General features: G+C 37.2%; 14 protein-coding genes. 4 read left to right on the top strand and 10 right to left on the bottom strand.

Translation table 11 applies throughout. The features are described from left to right. The 8 genes from FNN09_RS12770 to FNN09_RS12735 form a co-directional block, all read right to left on the bottom strand. Positions 1–350 (bottom strand): sulfatase-like hydrolase/transferase (locus FNN09_RS12770; RefSeq protein WP_143302751.1); only part of this gene is annotated, 350 nt, incomplete at its 3' end. A 179-nt stretch (positions 351–529) separates the two neighbouring features. Next, complete coding sequence (locus FNN09_RS12765; protein ID WP_143302750.1) at positions 530–1,006, bottom strand: DUF4625 domain-containing protein; 477 nt, start codon at positions 1,004–1,006, stop codon at positions 530–532. Positions 1,007–1,031: 25 nt separating this feature from the next. Continuing rightward, positions 1,032–4,505: a LamG-like jellyroll fold domain-containing protein gene (locus FNN09_RS12760; RefSeq protein WP_143302749.1), complete on the bottom strand. Its 3,474-nt coding sequence runs from the start codon at positions 4,503–4,505 to the stop codon at positions 1,032–1,034. 149 nt (positions 4,506–4,654) lie between these two features. Beyond that, entirely contained in the window at positions 4,655–6,442 is a 1,788-nt protein-coding gene (locus FNN09_RS12755; protein WP_143302748.1) for a RagB/SusD family nutrient uptake outer membrane protein, read from the bottom strand. A 19-nt stretch (positions 6,443–6,461) separates the two neighbouring features. Next, entirely contained in the window at positions 6,462–9,623 is a 3,162-nt protein-coding gene (locus FNN09_RS12750; RefSeq protein WP_143302747.1) for a TonB-dependent receptor, read from the bottom strand. A gap of 799 nt (positions 9,624–10,422) precedes the next feature. Next, a complete protein-coding gene (locus FNN09_RS12745) occupies positions 10,423–14,493 on the bottom strand; it encodes a two-component regulator propeller domain-containing protein (protein WP_143302746.1) in 4,071 nt (1,356 codons plus the stop codon). 458 nt (positions 14,494–14,951) lie between these two features. After that, on the bottom strand, positions 14,952–15,932 hold the full coding sequence (locus FNN09_RS12740) for a DUF6371 domain-containing protein (RefSeq protein WP_143302745.1): 981 nt from the start codon (positions 15,930–15,932) through the stop codon (positions 14,952–14,954). A gap of 267 nt (positions 15,933–16,199) precedes the next feature. Next, positions 16,200–17,036: a DUF3987 domain-containing protein gene (locus FNN09_RS12735; RefSeq protein WP_143302744.1), complete on the bottom strand. Its 837-nt coding sequence runs from the start codon at positions 17,034–17,036 to the stop codon at positions 16,200–16,202. A gap of 603 nt (positions 17,037–17,639) precedes the next feature. On the opposite strand from FNN09_RS12735, the gene FNN09_RS21585 reads away from it, so the two are divergent. The 4 genes from FNN09_RS21585 to FNN09_RS12715 all read left to right on the top strand — a co-directional run bounded on the left by FNN09_RS21585 (position 17,640) and on the right by FNN09_RS12715 (position 20,951). Continuing rightward, positions 17,640–17,798 (top strand): DUF4248 domain-containing protein, encoded by a 159-nt coding sequence (locus tag FNN09_RS21585; protein WP_143302743.1) that lies wholly within the window; start codon positions 17,640–17,642, stop codon positions 17,796–17,798. 580 nt (positions 17,799–18,378) lie between these two features. Continuing rightward, on the top strand, positions 18,379–18,759 hold the full coding sequence (locus tag FNN09_RS12725) for a hypothetical protein (protein WP_143302742.1): 381 nt from the start codon (positions 18,379–18,381) through the stop codon (positions 18,757–18,759). 5 nt (positions 18,760–18,764) lie between these two features. Further along, positions 18,765–19,262, top strand: coding sequence for a transcriptional regulator (locus tag FNN09_RS12720; protein ID WP_143302741.1), 498 nt, complete (start codon positions 18,765–18,767; stop codon positions 19,260–19,262). Between the two features lie 771 nt (positions 19,263–20,033). Continuing rightward, positions 20,034–20,951 (top strand): TAXI family TRAP transporter solute-binding subunit, encoded by a 918-nt coding sequence (locus FNN09_RS12715; protein WP_143302740.1) that lies wholly within the window; start codon positions 20,034–20,036, stop codon positions 20,949–20,951. A gap of 137 nt (positions 20,952–21,088) precedes the next feature. Here FNN09_RS12715 and FNN09_RS12710 read toward each other — a convergent pair whose 3' ends face one another. Continuing rightward, positions 21,089–22,456, bottom strand: a complete 1,368-nt coding sequence (locus FNN09_RS12710; RefSeq protein ID WP_143302739.1) for an exonuclease domain-containing protein — start codon at positions 22,454–22,456, stop codon at positions 21,089–21,091. 380 nt (positions 22,457–22,836) lie between these two features. Beyond that, positions 22,837–24,135: a YihY/virulence factor BrkB family protein gene (locus FNN09_RS12705; protein WP_143302738.1), complete on the bottom strand. Its 1,299-nt coding sequence runs from the start codon at positions 24,133–24,135 to the stop codon at positions 22,837–22,839. Positions 24,136–24,141: the final 6 nt, after the last annotated feature.

The raw sequence follows: 24,141 nt of genomic DNA, 5'->3' as shown, positions 1-24,141 counted from the left end.
AACTTACGGGTAGAGCTTTTTCCTCTTTCAGAAGAACCTACCGTATAAATTCCATGACGCTGCGGCCATTGTCCGCTCATCATATTGGCACGGCTTGGCGCACAATTCGAAGCTGAGGCATAGGCATTGGTGAAGATCATCCCTTCTGCAGCTAAGGCGTCCAGGTTGGGTGTTTCGTAATACTCCGATCCCATAAAACCGACATCACGCCAGCCCATGTCATCGATGTTGATCAATATAATATTTGGTTGAGTTTCATTCGATTCTGTATTTGTTTTTTGCTGACATGACACCAAATTCAGAAGAATTAGTAAAAGTAATAAACTTTGAATGACATTCCTTATTTTCATAATCACTAGTATTTTTCCACTTTATGAGACAAAAACTTTTGTATTAGAGTCTTACTATTGTTATTTGTAATTATTTTGAATGCATAGCAACCAATAATATAGCAAACCCCAATGTTCTTCTTGATTTTTAAAAGTTGCAACTGCAGTTTTAATTTTAACACGTAATTATATTCAGTTTCTTATTGAATAAATATTTCGATATCCTCTTGTGCTGTATTACCATTTATATCTTCAATGCTCAGATGAAGAATATAAGCACCCTCCAGACAATCAAAGTCAATTGCATCTCCAAACAAGTTTTCGTTAACATGCAGTTCGTTACTACCATTCAAATCAATGGTATATTCAACGCCATCTAATGCCGGTTTCCAAGGAAATCGTACACTCTTTAAACCCGGGCTATCCGCTATTTCGTCAATATAGTCAATGATAGCTATACAATTTTTTAAGCCTTCATTATCCGCAAAAGTCGCCTGCAAGGTTAAAAAATTACCTCTTGCATAAATCGCATCTGCTATAGGTGTAATAATTTCAACAGTTGGTGCTTGTTTATCGTCTGGCTTTGATTCTTCCTTACTACATCCCAGCGATAATAACATCAAAAAGCAAGCTGTTAGATTAGCTATAAAAAATATATTACCCGTTTTCATCTTCATAACATTTATTGTTTTTTGAGCTGGCCTATTTACTCATTAGAATTTTCTTTGTAATAATGCGGTTTCCGGTATGTATTGCTACTATGTAAATACCTGTTCTATTAAAAGTTATCACTTTGGTTCCGCCAGGCATATTGAAATTATGAAGACACAAGCCCGTTACATCGAATATTTTCATCTGCACATCCTTACCTTGATTTTCAATATTTAATAGCATGCCCTCAGCTGTAAGTCGTAAATGGTCATTCAATACTTCGTCAAAGCCCAGTGAACCCACGTACAAATCTGTAATTTCACCTTCCGATAAAGCTCTGTCCCACATGTATAAATCATCAATTCGCCCAATAAACGACCGGTTACCAGGATCATCGCCAATTGTTACCTTTCCTTTCCCTGTATTTATTAAACTTGCTCCTAAGTCTCCTGTTTGTTCCTCCTGACCATCTACATAGAGCTTTACATCAGCAACATCGGGTGTGCCGTCATCTTCAAAAGTACAAGCCACATGATGCCATTGACCATCGTTTAACAAAGTGGTACCATACTTGTAACCTCCCTCAACTTCAACTCTTAACTGCCCCCCATCATTTAAACGGAAGGACCATTTCTGTGTTTTACTTTTAACTCCAAACCCCAATATTGCCTTATTGGCTGTATTGGTTTTAATCCATGCAGCAATTGTACGGGCAGAAGCACCTTCAAAACCGGGATGGTTGCTTATTGTAGAATATGAGTTATTAAATTCGGCCACATAACGTCTATCTTCATCTTTAACAAAAGAAATTGCATCTTCGGTGGCATCCCAGCCATTACTGGTAATATCCCTGGCATGCCCGTCAAATGAGTAGCCGGCATATAAAGGTAGCTCAACCACTTCTTTTACTTCAATAAAATTCTGAAACATTTGGGTATGCGAGCCAAACTGATCATTTACTGTTAAAGATACATTATAGCTTCCTTCCTCCTGGTAATTAACAGTTGGATTGGCTTCAGCAGATATGTTTGGGTTCCCGCCAGGAAAAGACCAGCTATATGTAGCATCAGAAGCACTTACTGAGTGATCAACAAATTTAACTTCGCCTAAGTCATTAACTCTTTGTGCAGTAATTGGGTGTGCGATAGGCTGTGATTTTTCATAAACATCACCTTCAAAAATAGAGCGTAATGAGCCGATTGTGATTCTTCCGGTAGAATACTTGAAACGAATATGCGTCACCGGTGTCGCTGCTGGTAAGCCATCACTGAAATTAATCCATTCAGTCATGGAATTATTACGATACCAAATGCCGGCCGAGTTACCAATATAAACACCACCATCAGTACCCAGTTGATGAGCTAAAGACAATACTCCGTAGGAGGGTAAGTTACCTTGAGGACCGGAATAATCGCCCCATGTTAAACCACCATCAGTCGACTTTAATACTTTTACATCACTCTGCTGACCTTGCAGCGAACACCAGACAATATTGGCATCGTACCCATCGGTACATACATTGCCTAGCGAATAGCCCAATGTTAAAGAGGGAGGAGGTGTGCGGTCAATCCAGTTTTCGCCTCCATCTGTAGTCAACCACAAGGTATGGCTTTGCTCAATAACGAATAATATATCAGGATTTTGATACGTTGGGTGAATATAGCTGACCTTATTATTAAAGGTAAACAAGTTATTCCATTCCGATAAAGCATCCTTATCCACACTTCGTTGAAATACATTATCAGTATGGGTATAGTTCTGACCGTAATAAAAATGATTCAACATTTCATTTTGCTTATAACCTTTAGGTGCAGTTACCGGCATCAAGGCACTTTGAGCAGGCGTAAATCTATCTTCAGAACGAATAACGCGCCTTCCACCATAGCTATTACCATACATATAACGATCATCACCATAATTGATATAGGTTGAACTGGCATCGGCACCTAAAACATTATACCATCCGCCCACATAGGTATTATCATCCCTCATTATAATTTGGCCATGGTATAAACCGGCATTCATCAGGTCACTCTTCCAACTACGATCCATGCCCCATATTTGTTGAGCAGCAAAACCTCCAAAGCTTTTATCCTGTAGATTCTGTAAACCATCCGTTGACAAGCCAATGCCACCATCGGTACCAATCCATGTATTGGTATCGTATATTTCGGCACACTGAAAATCCATATGATACATTGTATTGCCAGAAGCTTGGCGGTTAACATACGACCAGGAATTACCGCCATCAGTTGATTTCCAAACATTAATGGTACCAGCAATCATATAATCAGGGTCAGTATCTGATACAGCAAAAGCAAAATCCCAGCCTAGTTGTCCCAATCCACTTTCCTCACCATTAGTCGCTCTAGCGAGGAAATTAGGCTGACCAGCAACACCTGGTACTGCCTGATAAATATTGGAAAATGATGCTCCTGAATCAGTTGATTTAAAAACGCCGTAAACGCCCTTATCAGCATCCATTTCTCCACCTGAAATAACCCACACATTGTTTGGTGCGGCCGCACTCACTTCTATCAGCGTTCGGTTCATCTTATGCCCATCCACTGGTGTAGGGTATCCGTTACTAATAGCTTGCCATGTTCCTCCACCATCAGTGGTTCTGTAAAAAGTGGCCCACGAGTTTTCATTAACAACAGCATAGGCAATTTGCGAGTTATTTGGGTGAAATTCTACATCATACACCTGATAATTAAACTTCCTGCTCCAGGTGCTACCTCCATCAGCTGACACCCATAGTCCGGCATTTGAGGCATGTATCACTTTATTGGCATCATCGTGGGCAACCGCGGTCGCCGCAGGTTGGTCTCCATTTGGATAAGCTAAACGATCATCAAAAGCTGTAAAATCCCAGGTTAATCCTCCATCTGTTGATTTAATAACCCCCTCACGAGCTGAGGCATAAGCAATATTTGTATTGGATGGTGCGATGCAAATACCGGATACGGTACTTACTAGTATATCTTTGCTTACGTTAGTCCAGTTATCACCACTATTGGTTGATAACCAAACGCCACCTGCTATGCAGCCCATCAGAATTTTATTCGGATTGGATGGGTCTTGCTGTATACAGCGTACGACTCCCTGAGTATTGGTGCGGTATCTGGCTTCCAGATCAAAAGTAAAGGGCCCTATTTGTTCCCAGTTACCAGTATTTTGAGAACTCTTTAACCTGAATTGGTCGTGGCTAATTAGTTCAATGTCTTCTTGGGTAGGTTCAATGGTTAACAGGTTTCCTTTTGCATCGTAGTTACCACTAACATTTCTGGTCCATCGAATGTATTCACGAACGGCATCGGTTTTTACGTATTCATGTAATTTAAAATAACTATCAAAGCTTTGTGTCAGTTCAAAATAGTTGACATTAGTTGAACTCAACATCTTATACCATTCTGAGTTTTGGTGCTTAATATGATGCTGATTAACATTTTGTGCAAATGAAGCAAAACTTGTAGCAATTAAGCATAGAACTATTCCCCACTTCTGTAGATTTTTAGTCTTCATGATAAGAAGCTATTAAAATGAGATTTATTTTCTATTGAATAAAAGAGTAAACTGATAAATCATACGGAGCCACAATTATAGAGGTCAGCCCATCAAATAGATGGGCTGACTTTATTTTTAATTTAACCTAATTGAAATAAACAGACTAATTATTCTGCTTCCTTCCAACCTGTATTCTGAACTAAATTTTCATTTAGCGCCAATTCTTCCAATGGAATTGGATATAAGTAATAATGTTCAGGGAATCCAGGAGGTACGCCCCATGGAGAAACAAAGCCTTCGGCAGCACCACCTTGAATTGGCAATTTGTTACCGTAATTGGAATTTTTAACGTAACGACCTAATTTTTCAAGAGCTCCATATTCATGGGCTTTTCTCCAACGTCTGATATCATCAAAACGGAAACCTTCACCCATTAATTCAACTGCACGTTCTCTTCTGATTTCCCATAGTACACGGTCTACATCAGCATCACGTGTTGGGTCATCAACAAAATTGTTAATATCCAATGCCGCAACTTTTCCACGGGCACGCAATTTATTAACAGTTAAATCGGCAGTAGCCTGATCAAATTCTCCCAACTCAAACTTTGCTTCGGCCAGGTTAACCAATACCTCACCCATTCGGAAAATCGGAAAATCGGTATATTCCTGATTTTGTATTCCCGTATGAAATTCATTGTAATACTTATGAAATCTGTATCCTGTATAGCTCACCATAAAACCCTGACCTTTATTTCTTTTACGGAAATGCGGCTCCTGCTTTAGGATTAGTCCTTTCCAGTTACTTATTGGGTATCCCTTGTGATCTGCATCAGAAATACTATTCATTAAATCAATGTACTCACGGTGCTTTGGATCAGGATCATAATCCCAGGAAAGTTTATCACTACTTGGAATAACTTTAAATGGAGGAGGTGTTATATAATACAAACGCTCATCACGGTTTCTGAATTCGGCATACGCATCCTCAGGCGCATTTGGATCTGCCTCAAACTGAGCACTTGTCCAAATGGTTTCACCATCCTTACATAAGAACTTATTAGCTCCCCGTCTGGTTAAATCCCAGTTTCCTGCCGAGTTTCTATGGCGCGAAGTATGAGTATGCGTCATGATACCAAATTCATAGGCCTTATAAAGCAGAATACCTTCTGTACCATCCAGATCCGTACTATTAAACACTTGGTCGTAATTGGCATGTAAATCAGGATGTGACTGTGTAAGTGTAGTTCCCGCATCAGCGCTTGCACGTAGGTAGGTCGTTTCATCACCCAATGAGTGATACTTGCGCCATGTACCTTCAAACAGTCCAAAACGTGATATTAAAGCGCGTACAACGCTCTGGTCAACCACATTATCGCCTTCAGTACGGATGTTTGCTTCCGCATATTTAAGATCTGATAAGATATTAGCACTAATCTCGTCGCGCGGTGTTTTTGGGCCGTATAAAATGTCTAAGTCTTTTTCATTAACCAGCTCATCCAAATAGATGAACTCACCATATTTTATCAACAACTGAAAATGCTCCCAGGCTCTGAAAAAGTAACCTACACTACGCCAGTGCTTCTGTCCTTCCTCATCTAATTGGCTGCTTTCAATGTTACTCAACATGATGTTAACACGGCGAATTCTGGCATAGGGATCGGTCCAGCTTCCAGCATTATTTGGTTCAACAACATTTTGCCATAAATAAGGTTGCCCAATACTCCCTGCTCCTTTAAGCATCAAGTCTCCATTCCACTCATTATTGGTTGGAGTAAGACCAAAGCCAGGAAAGGTGTTGTAAAATCCCCAACAGTAGGTTTCAAAATTGGCATCTGTGGTAAATGTAGTTGGCTCTGAGAGCTGATCAAGCGGAGCTTTATCTAAGAAATCATCGTTACACCCTGCTAATAGCAGGACGATACAAACAGATAATACACTATATATTTTTTTCATTTCTGTAGCTTTTATAAAATTAAAAAGTAACATTTAAACCAACATTAAAGCTTCTTATCAATGGATAGTATAAGCCTTGGCTTTTAGCTTGTAACTCAGTATCTATACCATCAGGCATGTTATCAAAACTATGCAGGTTTTCACCTGAGACATAAAGTCTGAATTTATCAATATTCACTTTGCTAAGTATAGACTTTGGCAAAGTATATCCAAGTGTTATGTTTTTAACACGTAAGAAAGAGCCATCAATCAAATACCTGGTTTGCGTTATTCTACTATTACCATAGTTAACACCTCCCAGATCATAGTTTCTTGGAAAGTAAGCATCGGTATTCTCTGGTGTCCAATAATCCATCTGTTCTTTATGCATGGTATTAAATTCACCGGTATAAGGGAATCGAATATTGTTATTGATATACAAATCACGTTTACCAACACCGTTTAGAATAAATGAAAAGTCAAAGTTTTTGTAGGATGCATTACCGAAAATACCATACTGGTAACGACGCTTGTTATTACCTATAACCTTACGGTCTCCCGGATCGCTTAGCGTGCTGCTTCCAGGGCTAATTTCGCCATCACCATTCAGGTCTTTGTACTTCATATCACCAGGATTTGGATTGCGACCAATAAAAGCAGGAACACCTTCCTTTAAGGTTCCGCCCATCAGGTTACCATCTAAACTACCTTCCACAAAATCATTCACTGTATACAAGCGATCACTTTCATAGCCCCAAATATCACCTAATATTTGTCCTTCGTAATAAGTGCTGATCAGTCCCGCAGGATTGTCGAATCGCGTGATCTCAGCTTGGTTATCAAAAAGTGTAAATCCTACGTTATACTTGAATTCGTTAATGCGGTCATTCCACGACATTTCCAGTTCCCAACCGCGCGACTCCAAATCTGCAGCATTGGCCGGTGGAGCAACTGTACCCAGCACATCCGGCACCTTTACGGCGGCGGTAATCATGCCAAGCGTTTTCCTGTTAAAGACATCGAAAGAAGTGCTCAATCTGTTATTCAACAATTTTACATCTAATCCAAAGTTAAGTGTTTGAACCGTTTCCCAGGTGAAGGTCTGGCTTACTAAACTTGGAGGATTAACTGTATTGTATCTTAAGCCCGAATCAGGATTAATCCAGGCAGCATTGGTAATTGGCATGCCAGGGATAGACTTATAAAAGCCAGATATAGCACCGTTATCAATATTTTGGTTACCTATCTCTCCAAATGAAGCCCTCAGCTTCAGATGCGAAATGGTTTCGAAGTTTGACATAAAGCCTTCCCTGGCCATATTCCAGCCCACCGAAAAAGACGGGAAGAAACCATACTTCTCACGTGCTGCGAATTTAGAGGAACCATCGTAGCGTCCGTTGGCCTCAACAAAGTATTTTTCTTTATAGTTGTAATTGATACGACCAAAATAACCCAGTACAGCCCATTCACCAAAGCCATCGTCAGCAGTAATGGTTCCTGTTGCCGTTGATAAGGCGGGTAAGTCTGTATTTAACAATTCTGTTTTTCTGGCCCAGAAACTTTCCTGGTGAAACTCTTCTTTATTAATACCCGCCAGGGCGTCAAAGTGATGATCACCAACCTGCTTCTTATATTTGGCATACAAGTTGGCCGCATTATAGGTCTTTTGCCTATTTGATTTACTATAAAAAGTACTCTCCGGCTTTCCTTCAACTAACACATAACGGTTAGCATCCACAAAATCCAACTGCTCATCCATACTGTAGTTATTCTGATTCTTTGATTCGTAGGTATACTCCCCTGTTAAAGTAAAATTCTTAAACAACTCATACTCCATTTTACCCAATAAACGCATATTGCCCTTTGTCTCTTCGTTTGGCACTTGTAGGCGTGTCAAATTGGCAGGTGAAGCATAGGGAACAGATGTTCCATCGTCAAAAATATGGTTTCCTGTTGAAGGAGTCCATGGCTTGGCCGTAACAGCACTGCCGTAGTTTGTACGCGGTCTTAGTTTTGAACTGTTACGGTAGTTAATATTAACCGAGGCCGTTAACTTGTCCGTTAAGTCGGTACTTAAAAATGTAGTAAAATTATACTTGGTATAACGGTCGTTATCAGACACCATAATACCATCTTCATCACTATATCCTAATGATACACGATATTGTGTTTTTTTTCCACCACCACTAAAATTGAAGTTGTGAATCTGAGAAAATGATCCCTGGCCGATAAGTTCATCGATAGTACCCGTATTGGTTAAGGGATAGCGAACACCAAACTCATCGGTTGCATAGCCTTCCGGATAGGTTCCTTTATCGTTCTTATATTCTTCCAGGAAGTTAACCCAGGTTGGAATGTCCTGATCCGTCCAATAAGAAGTCACCCCCCAGTCATTCATCGCGTTAACAAAGTTATAGGTCGACTCCTTTTCAGCAATATCAGTAGCAGTACCAAAACTAAAGGTATTAGAATAATTAAACTTAATCGGCTGGTCTTTTCCACCCTTTTTAGTCGTAATCAATATTACACCAAAAGCGGCACGTGCACCATAAATAGACGAAGCAGCAGCATCTTTCAATACTGTAATCGACTCTACATCCTGCGGGTTAACATCCTCGGCTGATACAGGAACGTTATCCACCAAAATTAACGCACTACCACCATTGATAGAAGTGGTACCACGAATATTGATACTGGTGGACGCACCCGGTTCCCCGGATGGAACTGTAATCTGCATCCCTGGAACCGTACCCTGAATAGCCTGAACAGCATTGGTTACAGGACGGTTGCCAAGTACTTCTCCCATGTCTACTGTTGTAGTAGCACCCGTCACATTGGATTTCTTTTGAGTTCCGTAACCAACCACCACAACTTCATCCAAACCAGTAACATCCTCAATCATAGTAATATCAATGGTTGCTCTTCCGGCTACCTGCACTTCCTGGCTTTCAAAACCAATAAACGAAAATACAACAATGGTTTCATCACCCACATTCTGTAAAGTGTAATTTCCATCGACACTGGTGATGGTACCTGTTGTGGTACCTTTAATTACAACAGAGACACCCGGCAATGGCAGCCCAGTTTCATCGTTCACCACTCCTGTCAAGGTCCTACCTTGAGCACTTGTATTCAGATGACATGTGATTACCAGTACGATAACCAACAGTATCCGATTTACTACTTCATACTTTTTTTTCATAAAAACCTAATTAGTTAATTTTAAATCTTAATTGCTAATAATGTGAATGATGGCCAGCAAACAGAATATCAGTAGCAAATACAATAATCTTAACACATAAGTCAAGTATCTGTACTTAATTCTCTCTTTTAAACCCTTAAATTGAAATCGCTTCAGCACTATAGCAATCTTTTTTATACAATTTTTATCATTACAAAGATGCATGAACAATAGCAAAAAACGGATTCGGAAAATGCCATAAAGAGTTATACATATTGACATACTAACAGACTAAAAAGTGACACCCATGCACCCATTTCTAACCCAGTTGAAATTCTATATCGCTGTATTTGTGGATATTATAACTTAGGCAGTAAAAATGTAATTCGTTGTAAAGTTTTGTATTAAGCGCATGCAATTTCAGCTTATTACGCTGGTTAATGCAAATATGGAAGCGTGTGTTTATAAAAAAAAATCTTTCACAAACCGCAAAGAAGAAAACGCAAAGGGCACAATACTTTGACAAAAAAACAGACATAACCCAGAGTATAGGCTATAGAAGTAAAACGAACGAAGGCATCAGGCAGATTTAAACACGCTACCCAGACATAGTGGTAGGGAAACTTTGATTTTAGCAAACATTCTGGTTAAAACTTACATGATCTTCTTCGCTTTTGCGAATGCAAAATCTGGCTTTTATGCACAAATCACCTGTAATTTCAATTGGTATAAGTAGTGATCTAAAAAACTATTAGAATAAAAATATCCGAAATAGTATCATATAATAGGCACCTGCACCTCATTGGCCAGATGAACAGATTCATCCTCTTTGATGTCTTCTGTAATCTGATGGAGACATTTTAAATTCTGCTTTAAAATTCCGCCGAAATGTTTTTATTTCACTGTAAGCGACTTCATCCATTATTTCGGTCACCGTTAGGTCCGAGTTTTCCAGCAACTGCGCGGCACGCTTTAATCGAAATGATTTAATAAAAGCACTAGGTGTCTGATCTATTATTTTCCTACACTTTCGCACTAAGGTTCTATAACCCACCGCCATCCTTTCTGCAAGTTGTTCCTGATTAAAGTCAGCATTTCCAATATTTTCTTCAAGAACGACCATCAATTTTTTTATGAATTTAGCATCATCTTTCTCCAGTTCCATATCCTTGGGCGCCAGAATCACTTTGTCTGCGTAGTTATCTGATAATTTTCGTCTTGATTCAATCAGCATATTCATCTTTCCGAGGAGCAGATTTGTATCAAAGGGTTTTTTCAGATAGGCATCGGCACCATGTTGTGTACCCAATACTTCATCTTTTGTAGTACCTTTGGCTGTCAGGAGAATAACAGGTGTATGTGCGACAAGCGGATTAGATTTGATCTTTTGACATAATTCAAAACCATCCATACGGGGCATCATCACATCCGAAACAACCAACTCTGGCTTTTGTCCTATAACTCGTTCAAAGCCTTCTAAACCATCTTCAGCGACAATAACTTTAAAATAGTTGCCTAAAAATTCCTTCAAATACCCTCGTAGCTCTTCGTTATCTTCAACAATTAATACAGTAGCTCCAGATAAGGCTTTTTTGGGTTTGATCACGACCTCTGTTTGTTTTCGATCAATAACACTTTTATATTTCTTCAATTTGGTCGGCGTTGAGCTTATTTCATCAGCTAATAAATGCGTTTTACCCTTCAAAAGCTTAAGAGTAAAAGTTGTTAATTCACCAGGATCACTCTCAACTTCAATATCACCCTTATGCAATTCAACATAGCCTTTCACCAATGAAAGTCCAATTCCTGAACTCTCCATTGATGAGTGGCTAACTCCATAGTAAAAACGTTCAAAGAGAAATTTCAAATCAGAGGATGATATGCCTTTTCCATTATTAGAGATACTGATAGATATATACGCCTCATCACGCTCTTCTACCCGAACAGTCACTTTACCCGGTTGTCCGGCAAACTTAAAAGCATTGGATAATAAATTATTAATTACCATCGCCATTTTCTCATTATCAAAATATAGGGATGCTTCTTTTTGCTTGTATTCTTTCTTAAAACGGATGTGTTTACTTTCGGCATAAGCTTCAAATGGCTCGCACAACTGATTTATAAATCCCACAATATTCCCTTCTGATGCTTGCAGTTGAACCTTCTGAGCTTCTAACTTCCTGAATTCCATCAATTGATTAACAAGTTCAAGTAGCTTTGCCGCATTTTGGTGAACCAGTTCAACCTTATTTTTAATAAAATCATAGCCCACCTTCGAAAAATCCTTCTGTAACAACTCTGTAAAAGGAGCCAGAATCAACGTTAAAGGGGTTCGTATTTCATGGGAGATATTTGTAAAAAAACGCAGTTTATCTTCATTGACCTGCTTCTGCTTTTCACGCATCAACTGTTCTAATTCAATACTTCTATTCAGTTGATCTTGCTTTCTTGCTACCCTGACGATTATAAAAACAATTAAAAGAATAAGAAATACATACATAACATTAGCATACCATGTTTTCCAGGGTGCAGACAATATATTCAGGTTTATTGTTCTTTCCTGGTCACTCCAGATTCCATTGCTATTTGTACCATATAAATGGAGGATATAATCACCAGGTTTTAAGTTGGAAAATGATAAGTAACGTCTATTACCCAAAAATACCTGTGTGCTATCCCGGCCTTCCAACCAATAAGCATACTGATTTAAATGTGGTGCCTTATAATCCAGTGCAGCAAACTCGAAGGATATCTCATTTTGCAGATGGTTGAGTTCTAATGTTTGTGGTTGATTAATATTAAACTTTAGTACCTTACCACCTGTTGAAACTGTTTTATTTAATATTTTACATTCTGAAATGACAATCGGCGGTTGATAATTGTTATTTAATATATCTGATGGATTAAAGGCTAACAAACCGTTGCGTCCTCCAAAATATAAACGACCGTTACGTCCAATACAGCCCGATGATTCCGAAAAGTTCGTGCCCTCTAATCCATCCGATGCATCATAATTAATAAATTCCCCACTTTGCTTATGATAGCAGGATAAACCAGCATTGGTACTTAACCAGATATCACCTGTAGAATCACTTAAAACGGTATTGATATAAGTATTTACCAAGCCTTCTAACTTTGTATATCTATTCAACTGAAACATGCCATCAAGACCTTCAACCAATTGATGCAAGCCACCGGGTGTTCCAAACCATATATCACCATCGTGATCAACATAAATACAGTTGATAGCTTGATACAAAGGGGCGTCCCCTTTATGCAGCAAAGCCTCTAGAGGAACAAGAGTCGTATCTGTTGGCTGGTACTGATACAAACCTTTATGCGTACCCACCCATAGTCGTTGTTTATGGTCAACATTAAGTACCGATATGCTGTTTGATTGAGGAGCTCCCTTTCTGCCAGTAGCCCAAAAATTCTTTACCATACGATAGGTACCATCTTCTTTTTGAAACATAAACAAGCCCAATTCTTTTGTAGCCAGCCATAAATGTTGATCTAGTACAACCAGATCTCTGGGCATGTTTTTGGATAAACCCTGAGAGTTAAAGTAGTCATTTACATAAACTAATTCATTTCGGCCGTGCACATTTTCCACAATAATGTAAATTCCACTATCAAAGCTCAACCATATCAATCCATCTTCTGATTGGTATATTTTCCTGACATCATTTTGATACAATTCAAAGAATGAAGGCTGTTTTTTAAAAGGCACATTTTGGAAACGCCCCTGTTCATTGAGCATAAAAACGCCTTGCCCTTTAGTTCCTACCCACAAAATGCCGTCCCTATCCTCCAATACTGAATTGATATGTAAATCATTAATTTCACTCAAAACATGTTCGCTCTGAGAATAAAAAATTCGTTTTGGTGACACTTTGATAATACCACCTCCCTTTGTTCCAATCCAGATATCACCTGCTTTATCCTGATAAATATCTAAAATGATCTCGTAGTCATTATTTCGGTCACTTATTCCATCAGGTCTGATCTTAATTTTTTCAAACGTTTCATCCTTAACCTTAAACTTATACAATCCATTGCCCAAAGTCCCAATCCATAAGTCTCCATTATTATCGCTCATCAAAGAATAGCTGGGCGCATTGACTGCTCGATCACTAGGAATCTGATAGGTTTTATAGGTACCATCTGTGTAATTAAAACGCGTCAATGCCAACTTTGCCCCCACTATCCATAGGTATGGGCTCTGTGGATCAGCAATCATATCAAACGGTTCATGATATGTCCTCTTGTCTTTTAACAGGACGTTCTTAATCTCATCACTCTTGTCGTAATATTCCAATCCAATCTGAGTTCCCCAAAAAATGAATGAATCTTGCACACTGGTAAGGGCATTTGCAAGTCTACTTTCAAGTGATACAAACTCTAGTGACTGAGTGTCCGGACTCATCTTAATAGGTCCTTTTCCCCTGCTTCCAATCCAGATATTACCCTCCTGATCCTCTTCTAATGAATGTATTCTGATATTGCTCAACTCTTGAGAAACAGGAAGAGTAATTAAGCGATCTTTGGGTATGTCATAGTAATAAAAACCACTGGATTTGCTTCCTATCCAAAGGCGCTGTTTTGAATCAAGAAACAGTTGCTCAATATAAACATCTGGTATAATTTTCTCTTGTTCCTTATCAGGAGTAAACAACTTGAACTCATAACCATCAAACCTGTTTAAGCCCCCCCTGGTCCCAAACCACATAAAACCATTGTCATCCTGAATGATTGTGGTCACCTCGTTGTGCGATAAGCCGTCACCTACTGAATAATAGGATAATTGGTAGTCTTGTCCGTAAGACATGGTTCCCATACATATCAAACAGACAACGACAATAAATATGCGGATGAAATCAAGATAATTCATTACTTTTTAAATTCGAATGACTGTGTAAAGATAAGAATGTTAGGATAACTTATTTGTGTATAAAGTATGTATCTATTTTTTCGTGATACTTTTATTCGAAATGGAGCTTCAAACTTTCACTAGGAGCCTGTCGGACTTAAGCACTTTTTAGCTTTTTTTTCTTGACCCCCTATTCGAGACTGATGTCGAAATATTCGATTCTAAGGGGCTTATATGTATAAGTCCGACACACTGCTAGGAATAGACAAGCAATCCTTTGGGTGAGTCATACTCCAAATATTGCTACTTTTTTTATCACCAAAATCAAATACTACGGAATAAATTCCACAGTTAAGAAAGTATCAGACTAAAGTCCGATGAATTTAATGACTGTATAAAGACAGTGGTTTTCTTTTTACTTCCTAAAAATTCATCCGGCTGTTGAGACCAATAAACAATTTCAAAATATGGGCAATAATCTAATGAATTAGCACCTTCAAGTCTAATCTGTCAATAAGTAAGCTGATATATTCATTCTTCTTTTTAAAATTATCAATGAGAGCATCTGGTCTTGCCTTATATTGTTCCTTCTTAACAGAGATAATCAAGTCAGCAATATCATCGCCTTCATTTAAATCAGTATTCTCCAGAACAGTATTTACGTGAACATCCAAGCAAGTACTTTCCGCAATCTTGATCCACTTTTCAAATGCTTTCCCTTTATCTGGAAATAAAGTTACCTTGTAACCTCTTAGGGCATTTAGCTTCTGTACATTCAGCATTTCAATAGAACCAACAGCTATCCAGTTATATTGTGGATAATACAATGCTCCGAATATGGCATTCTTTTCACCTTCAGAAATGGCAACGGGTCTAGTTTTATCAATAAGCAGATGTGCACCAAAGAATACTTGTTTTAGATTGAAGTCCTTTTGCTTAGTGATATGATGCACCCAATTGATATAACGAACACGCTTTAATGTAGCTGAATTATACTGCATCACTTTACCTGTTCGTACTTGCCCCAATCGGTTGACCTGCCAAAAGATGGTTTTGTTTCCTTTGGCTGTACCTACATAATACCTTTGTAATACCTCCACAACCAAATGTTCTGGGAAATATTTACTTAAGCCAATAGCAAAGTTATTTTGGTGATAGTTGGTAAGAGAGGCTAGCATTAACTTTTTGTCAATGCATGAAGGAGACTTGATGATTGTTTTTCGCTTAAGTGCAGGTATATGAAAATCAACCGGCTCGTATCCATTTTTCTCAAAGTACATCTTAGGTGTAAAATGGTATGCACATTTTTCCACACGGTTACACCTTCCTGAATATTCAGATAAATACTTATTGATGTAATTGTCTGCATACCTGGTAAAAGTTCTCTGATGATATTTTGGACAATGACACCTGGTTGACCGACCTTTGTATTTTTCCAATGAATAGCGGATATCTGACATAAAAGAACCTTTCCTTGTTTTAGCGGAGTTTGTGGAGTTGTGGAGGACTGTTGTCTATCAAATACTTACTACTCCATAGTGCTCCACGCACTCCACAGTTTTATGAATTTTGAAGTGACAATGAATCATTTTTCCGAATTTCGTACTCCACAGTTACTACACTCAAACTCCACACATAATAACCTGTGAATCAAGCAAACTCCACAACTCCACAAACTCTACAGTATTCCATGTTTTTTTTCCTGCATCAATATCGTTGTAGTGGGGTTAATTGAGCACATCAGTTTCGTACACGCCCTTCTGCTTTTTATGCGCCAGTTTTGTATTGCTTAGCAATTGGTAGACGTATGATTCTTTGGCTATATTCAGTTTGTTGGCCATCTCAATAAACTCTTTATTGGTGAATTCCCGCTTGCCAATCTTCTTTAAAACCTGAAATACTTTACCTTCCTTTGAGTTGTCTTCGTACACGTTTAAAACCATGTGGTTTAGTTTTAATGCATTGGAAAAGAAATAATCCTTAAGCATAATGGCTTTTTTCATTGAGTCCATGGTTATGTACTTAATCGCTTGCCCTTCAAAAAAGCTATTTGAAACTTCAAGGACCAGTGCAAATCGTAATATATATCTATCGAGTTTTGACAGAATTCCAGATATGGCAGCATCCTTATTGGATGGCTTTACGTGTTTGTTTACTTCATCAATAAACAAGTCCTCTGCCTTCTCAGATAATGGTAACTCTATCGTATTAATACTCTCATTAATTTTATCCATCAATGCGTTCATCCTGGAATGAAATTTCTCCACCATATAGTCATCCGGATTTTTTCTTTGGATATATTTCTTTTCCATTTTTAATGGAATGGCAAATAGAATTCGCTCAAAGAACCCGTCTTTGATATCCTTAGCCTTAAAGGATGCAATCACATCGTCCTGAATACTGCCAATAATTGACACGCAAGGCATACTCAACGAAGAACTTTCAACTTCTTTACGATCCAGTGAAATTGGTGCTCCATCCCATATGGATAGAAACTGACTTTGCTTTGAGGTTCCGCTATATCCAATCAAATTCAATATAAAGCTCTTAAACTCATCGGGCATCAAAGAGCTGGAAGCTATCCTGGAACATTTTTGTATCAGTCAGGAAGAATTTGAATTGTTATAAGAACTTCTTTTGGGAAAATCACGATAGAACGTATAGTAAACCTAGCGAAAACAAGCTCAAAAGCACTATCTACACTAATAAACAGATAGCTTTTGAGTGCTTTTTCTTGCTTCAGAGTACTTTCAGAGTATATACAGACCATATCCGGAGTATATTACACTTGCTTTTAAGAGAAGAGAACGCTTTTTATAGTGCTTTGTGAATTTTGGTAGAGGTTTGAAAACAATTACACGAAAACGAAGACAATAATTGCAGCACACTAGAAAAAATGCTTGACTTTGTCGAGTACATTTTGAGTAGTTTATATCAAATTTGAATAGTTAGTGGAGTATAATCATCAAATGTCTTTAATTGGCATTTATCTGTCCAAGATTGGCCGCCGTGTAATCAATTCACATTGTGATTAATAACATAATTTTACAGCCATAAAAATGAAGTAGAATAATATTAAGCGCAATACTATGATATTACCCCGAACAATATTAAAACAAGATTTAGCAATTAAATTATACCCTCAGAGTTAAAATATAAGTTCCGCTATGCAATTACTGCGTAAAGAAATAAAGCTATCACCGGAATTAAACTCGAAACTTGATGAATTAACCAGAAATAAACGAGCCCATTATTATACCCACAAAGAATTGGAGATTATCCTGGAACACTTTTGTATTTGTCAGGAAGAGTTTGAGGGGTTGTAGCTTCAATTACGATACTATTTCGGGTATATTCTTCCACCTTATTGGTCGTATTATTATACCCGAAATAGTATGTTTGTTATCGAACAAAATTATCTTGCGAAGATATTCATCGCATATTTAAGGAGAATAAGGTAATTATTCACCGCATCGTCCCATCTAAAGGGTACTTTTAATATGTGGCAATTTTAGTATATGTCGATGTATCAGTTTTAGTATATGGATTCATTCCACTGTATATATGAATATTACGCGCTACTATAAATCATCTAAATATGAATATAAGGCAAGCCGTCAAAAGGTATGGCATGTGATGCATCATCACATATTTGTATTAAAAGGGTCAGTATTTTAGTAGTCTGACTACGGAAATAGAGGATAATTTAAATAAATATTCTAAGATGAGCCATGCTAGTGTAACTAATACGACTATTTAGCATTTGATATTTCACTTAAAAAATATCAAGTTATTTGATCAAAAAACATATCAACATGTTAGTATTTTCGTCAACAAACACAGTAAATTCCCAATGGTTGGGAATGTCGAAAAAGATTTAGTATCTTTGTATTAAAGATTTGCAATATGATAGAACTACCGAATACGGTTGATAATATTGAACTTGTACAAGAGTTCATAAATGAAACAAGAGAAAGGATATCCAATGGGGTTGATATTACTTTTACAACAAAGGCTAATTCAGAATTGGAAGACTTAATGCTTGAATATGATATTACCGTTGAAGATATAGAACATACCATATTGAATCTTACTTCAGAGAACTATTATAGAGGCGTAGATCCTTCTGGTAAAGCTGATTTTAACGTATGTGCCTTTCGTGCTTTTGTTGGTAAAGATAATGTTGAGATATATTTAAAATACGGACTTGAAGAGGACGGTTTACAAATACTAGTTTTTTCTAATCACATTCCTGATTTTCCAATGAATCAGCCATTTAAAAATTAGAAATTATGGAAACTAAAAAAGTTTTAACAAGAAAAAATAAGCCTACTGAGGAATTACATGAGACTGTAAAAAAGAATTACAAGAGCTTGGAATTATCATACGTAGAAGCATACTACTTAGATTATGAAGTAGATGAAAATACGGGCATGATTAATAGAGAAAAGCAAGTTAAGCACTATACTAAGAATCAAATAACTCGTAATTTGAAAGCTTTAAAAAGTGCTTACTTAGTTGCTAAAGGAGCTGCTGCTCCTGATGAAATAATTAATTTTAGAACGAAGTACCATATTGCTGCATCAACATTAAGTGTAGTATTAGGATTTAGTAAAAATACCATATCTAATATTGAGAATGAGGGTGTGACATCTTTGGCTAGTGGTAGGTTGATTAAGATGTGCCTGAATAATTTGGATATAATGTCGCACTACGTTAAGATTTGTGATGCCATTGATAACCATAAAAAAACTGAAATTTCGCAAAAACTGATGCAACAAGGCTTGTAGAGCTACTCATATAAAATAATAAAAAGCAGTTGTTTCTTTTTCTGAGACAGCTGCTTTTTTATTGTCTAATCCACTCATATATCGACATATATATACGTCAAGTTTTCTGCGCAATAAACTTGACAAGAAATTCATTTTTAGGTTCGGTTCCTTTTTGCTATTTTTGAAGTGAAATGAGTTCATTGAAACGCATTTAAAACGGGCATTTTTTAGCCAATTTTGGTGGACTTACAGAGGACTTAAAAAATTGAATTCGTAAAATATTGAGAATAGGGCACTTAAGGCAAATATTCAGTTCCCTCTCTCTCCGCAGAAAGCGGAAGCAATTTTAGGAAAAGCCCTATAAGTTTTTACTTGTAGGGCTTTTTTGTGCGCTAATGTATGCACGAAAATGCAGATCACTTGTTTTGTTTGTTCAGTTAGACGAGTCAATGAATGGTTGTTTATTTACTAGAGCAGACAGAAAAGCATGTATGCTTTTACATCTAAGCCGGTTGATTGCTCAAGCAGTTTACAAGAGCTAATACACACTTCAAGCCATAGTCGAATAAATATTGCAAAAGCATTTTGCCCATTAATAAATCCTAAAACACTAAGTGTATTTAATCGCAATCTTAAGTTAGTTTACTTTAATGATTTAATACCTCGTAAAAACAATTTCACATCTTTTTCTGTTTCATAAACGAAAGATTTTAAAGCATATCAAAAACATTAAAACAAGAGAGCATTAAAAAATCAAACAAATTAAATTTTAACCATAAACACATTCTCATGAATAGAAAACTAACAATTATGCTGGCATTACTATTGGTGGTGTCTATTAGCAACATTTTGGGCCAAATTAACATTCTTTCTGGTCCTATTAATGGTTCATATAACCGTTTTGCCGATGACATAGTAAAAGTAATGGCTGAAAAGGAAGGTATTGAAGTTGTAAACATGCCAACCCAAGGTAGCGCAGCTAACTTTAAGTTTCTAATTGATCCTGAAACAAAGGCACAAGTTGCGTTTATTCAATCGGATTATTTTAGCTTATTAAAGGCTAAAGATTTAGTTGAAAACACCCATAAAACAGGTTCTATTAAAGTTATTATGCCTTTAGCGAAGGAGCAAATTCATTTGTTTACACGCAAAAGCAATAACATTACAAGACTACAAGACCTAGACAATCAACGCTTAGGTGTGGGTACTGATGATCAAAGTTCTTCTTTTACTGCTGAAATCATCAGAAAACGTTCAAAAGTTAACTGGTATCCAAATAAACTGAACTATGATAAGATGCTTAAGAAGATTTATTCAGGCAACTTAGAAGCAGGTCTAATTGTTGGAAGTGCACCTTTAGCAATGCTTGACATTGATCCGCAAATTATGGTTGATGAGTTGGTGCTTATTGATCTAAATGACTTTAACGGTTGGGCTGAAAATTATGAAAACGACGTTATCAAAGCCGACGAATATCCATGGTTAGATAAAGATATAGAAACATTCTCGTTACGTACCTTACTTATTGTAAACATGGATAAGATAAGTGGCGATGAAGAAAAAACAATTGAAGCCATTAAAGCGGGAATAGCCAAAAACATTGAATACTTAAAAGCTGACGGTCATCCGAGATGGAGTACTGTTAAGGTAACTCAAGAAGCAACACCTGCGCAGCTTCCTGCAGCAGCACCTAGCACGCAACAATAAAAAACTGATATTTCAATATATTGAAAGAGCTTATGCAATTGAGTAAATTGGATAAGCTCTTTATTTTTTGGAAATACATTTACTATTGGTTGAAATACTCCTCATGATTAAATACAAAAGGGAATTAAGCTACGTTTTTAATAAGGAATTAATTTCCTGTACTTTTTATTTCGCAAATAAGAGGAGATAATTGTTCTTGTATCCCCATTATCATCGTAAAAAGTAATGTACTCTTTAAACTGTTGGGGCTCACTAATACATTCCTCCTCATTAATATATCCCCAACCAAGGTAACGGCCACTTTCAATAACAACAACTGCCATTTCTGAGATGTTTCTACCTTTATCTAAAATAACTAAGTTGGCATGACCATAAGAGAGTTTTTTAATCAACTCTAAAACTCTTTTATTATAACTTTGATCCTCTTCCTCGCCAACACAAGCACCTTTACAGGTTTTTAATTGAAACTGAAAGCATCCGTGTTTGCCATCATATAATCCACACAATTGTTGACACAGTTCGTATTCTTCAATCCAAGTGAAAAGTCTCTCTCTCCCCTCTTGAATAGTGTCAAAAGTTGCAATGGGAATTTCAACTCCAGAGTTAGGCTTGAGCATCAAACGTGCGTAACCAGCGCGATCGGTATAAGTATATAAGCCAATTTTGTTTTTTGATCGACGTTGCGCGCGGTTATAGCGTGGTTTATCCTGTTTTATTTCATTTGATTCTTTTAACAAAGCAATCAATTCACTACCTGTTAAACTATAGCTAATATTGGCAGCATTTTGCTTCATCTCCAATCCCTTTTTAGTTTTAGGATTACCAAGATGCGTTATAATACGATTTCGTATATTTTTACTTTTACCAATATACACCAGTTCGCCACCCTCATTATGCATATAATACACACCTGTTTCGGTCGGTAAAGACTTTATATGATCAATGGACAAATTAGGGTGTAAACCATCAGCAGAAAACTCCTTATATGGATCCTCAGGATTTAGGATACCATTATTCTTTTTCAATAAAATTTCAAATAATTCAACAGTAGCCAGAGCATCCCCAGCTGCTCTATGTCGAGCACCGTTTCCAATTCCTAAATCAGGACATATCTTACCCAGACTATAAGATGCATGACCTGGTAACAACTTTCGAGAAAGCTTAACGGTACAAATGGTAGGCATCTCAAAATTATATCCCAGATTCTTAAATTCTTCTTTGATAAAGTTATAATCAAACCCTGCATTATGAGCTACAAAAACAGCATCTTGGCAAATATTAACAACATCTTTTGCTACCTGATAAAACAAAGGAGCTGTTGATACCATCTCGTTAGTAATTCCTGTGAGCGAAGTAATAAATGGAGGTATATAACTTTCAGGATTAACCAGGCTAACAAATTCATCTACAATCTTCTCACCATCATGTCGATAAATGGCAATTTCAGTAATTTTGCCATTTTTCATATTCCCGCCAGTTGTTTCAATATCTACAATAACGTACATTCGTTTCCAATTATCCTATTAATCTTGCATTCTACTGATGAACTCTTAAAGTAATTGTAAAAGTACACATTTTAATAATTTACTAATCAATTTGTTCCACCACAAAACACATAAAACCCTTGTGTTTTCTTGGATACAGGGCTTTAAAAACATATATTTGTAGTACGTTCATTGACAAAAAAAATATTCCGCATCAGTCGTTAGATTGTTAAACTCAACACTATCAGAACACCGAGTGACGCTATGTTTTTAAAGAGCGGGCCTCGCCCTTGTGGTTACTACTTGTAGTACGGAGGATTATCGATAATTACATGCACTCAAATCCTGTTTACAGGAGTTTAAATAATCCCGGTTGATGCGGTCTTTTTATATCTAAGAGATTATAAATCTTTTAATAATACATTTGAACGAGAATTAAGTATTTTATCGTTCAAGGCCTCTATCACCCCTTTCAAGCGATTTAAATCTTCCGATTCTTCATAATGTAAATCATGAGTTCCATGTTGATCAATCATGGTATTAACTTTCACAATTGTGAGGTGTTGAATGGATAAAGCAGGTTGATAATAAGTGTCATTCGTTTTATCATCTGCTATTTCGCAAAAAACATCACTATCAACTAACTTATATAGAAGTTCGTTGACTAAGCGGAGTGGCAACTTCAATTCTAAGGACAATTCAAGGTTATTATAGGCCTTTTCTCCCCTATCAAAGCGCTTTACTACTCGCTCTACTATAAAGAGCAGTAAAATGCGCTTGTAGGCATTACTTATGTTTTTAATATCAGAATCGTACTCGTAACTATGGGCATTTTGTTGTGCATAGGTTAGTTCAGCCCCAAATAATACAATGAGCCAACTCAGATTCATCCACAACATAAATAAGGGTAATGCGGCAAATGTTCCATAAATGACGTTATAGCTAGTTACCATTTTTTGAAAGTGGAAATAGCCAAACTGCAATAGCTGAAACATGGTTCCTGCGATAATACCTCCAAAAATTGCCGATAAGGGTTTTACTCTAGCGTTGGGCATTATCGACAGCATTAAAGCAAACACAATCCAAGCTATAAAGTAGGATACAACAGGTATTAACCATTGAACATTAACACCAAAATCTGATAAACGATTGGTAATTAAGATAATCATTCCACCAGAAGAGGCAATTGTTAAGATACCGACAAACATGAGCGACATAAAATCACTAAACTTACGCAACATACTGCGCGATTGCTTAACCTTCCATATTTGGTTAAAAGAAGTTTCAATATTACTGAATACTTGTAGAACAGACCAAAGCAAGATGGCTAATCCAATACCAGCCAGGTTTCCCCCTGGCGTCGATTCTAAATAACTACTTGCAAACTTACTTACTCTCTGAACAACTTCAGCCTGCCCTTCCATGTGCGATTCTAAAAAGCCCGACAATCTGCGATCTAATCCAAAACCTTTGGCAATGCCAAAACCTAAGGCTGCCACAGGTACAATAGATATGAAAGAATAAAAAGATAAAGAAGCGGCTTTTTGGGGGCAATTATCTTCAACAAAGCCTTTAATAGCCAAGTAAAAAGTTCGGATTAATCGGATTAAGAAGAATTGTTGCTTAGGAGTTTGATCTGCTCTTACGCGCCAAATTTCATCATTGAGGTAATGGACAATTTTAGCTATATATCCAGTCATAACGAT

It is taken from the genome of Carboxylicivirga sp. M1479, from assembly GCF_007097485.1.
GTDB lineage: Bacteria > Bacteroidota > Bacteroidia > Bacteroidales > Marinilabiliaceae > Carboxylicivirga.
The sequence above is the reverse complement of the archived record's forward strand: the minus strand, read 5'-3'. Positions and strand labels throughout refer to the sequence as shown.

Coding starts and splice junctions, on each gene's coding strand:
- FNN09_RS12765 (WP_143302750.1), bottom strand. CDS start 1,006: ATGAAGATGAAAACGGGTAATATATTTTTTATAGCTAATCTAACAGCT.
- FNN09_RS12760 (WP_143302749.1), bottom strand. CDS start 4,505: ATGAAGACTAAAAATCTACAGAAGTGGGGAATAGTTCTATGCTTAATT.
- FNN09_RS12755 (WP_143302748.1), bottom strand. CDS start 6,442: ATGAAAAAAATATATAGTGTATTATCTGTTTGTATCGTCCTGCTATTA.
- FNN09_RS12750 (WP_143302747.1), bottom strand. CDS start 9,623: ATGAAAAAAAAGTATGAAGTAGTAAATCGGATACTGTTGGTTATCGTA.
- FNN09_RS12745 (WP_143302746.1), bottom strand. CDS start 14,493: ATGAATTATCTTGATTTCATCCGCATATTTATTGTCGTTGTCTGTTTG.
- FNN09_RS12740 (WP_143302745.1), bottom strand. CDS start 15,932: ATGTCAGATATCCGCTATTCATTGGAAAAATACAAAGGTCGGTCAACC.
- FNN09_RS12735 (WP_143302744.1), bottom strand. CDS start 17,036: ATGCCCGATGAGTTTAAGAGCTTTATATTGAATTTGATTGGATATAGC.
- FNN09_RS21585 (WP_143302743.1), top strand. CDS start 17,640: ATGCAATTACTGCGTAAAGAAATAAAGCTATCACCGGAATTAAACTCG.
- FNN09_RS12725 (WP_143302742.1), top strand. CDS start 18,379: ATGATAGAACTACCGAATACGGTTGATAATATTGAACTTGTACAAGAG.
- FNN09_RS12720 (WP_143302741.1), top strand. CDS start 18,765: ATGGAAACTAAAAAAGTTTTAACAAGAAAAAATAAGCCTACTGAGGAA.
- FNN09_RS12715 (WP_143302740.1), top strand. CDS start 20,034: ATGAATAGAAAACTAACAATTATGCTGGCATTACTATTGGTGGTGTCT.
- FNN09_RS12710 (WP_143302739.1), bottom strand. CDS start 22,456: ATGTACGTTATTGTAGATATTGAAACAACTGGCGGGAATATGAAAAAT.
- FNN09_RS12705 (WP_143302738.1), bottom strand. CDS start 24,135: ATGACTGGATATATAGCTAAAATTGTCCATTACCTCAATGATGAAATT.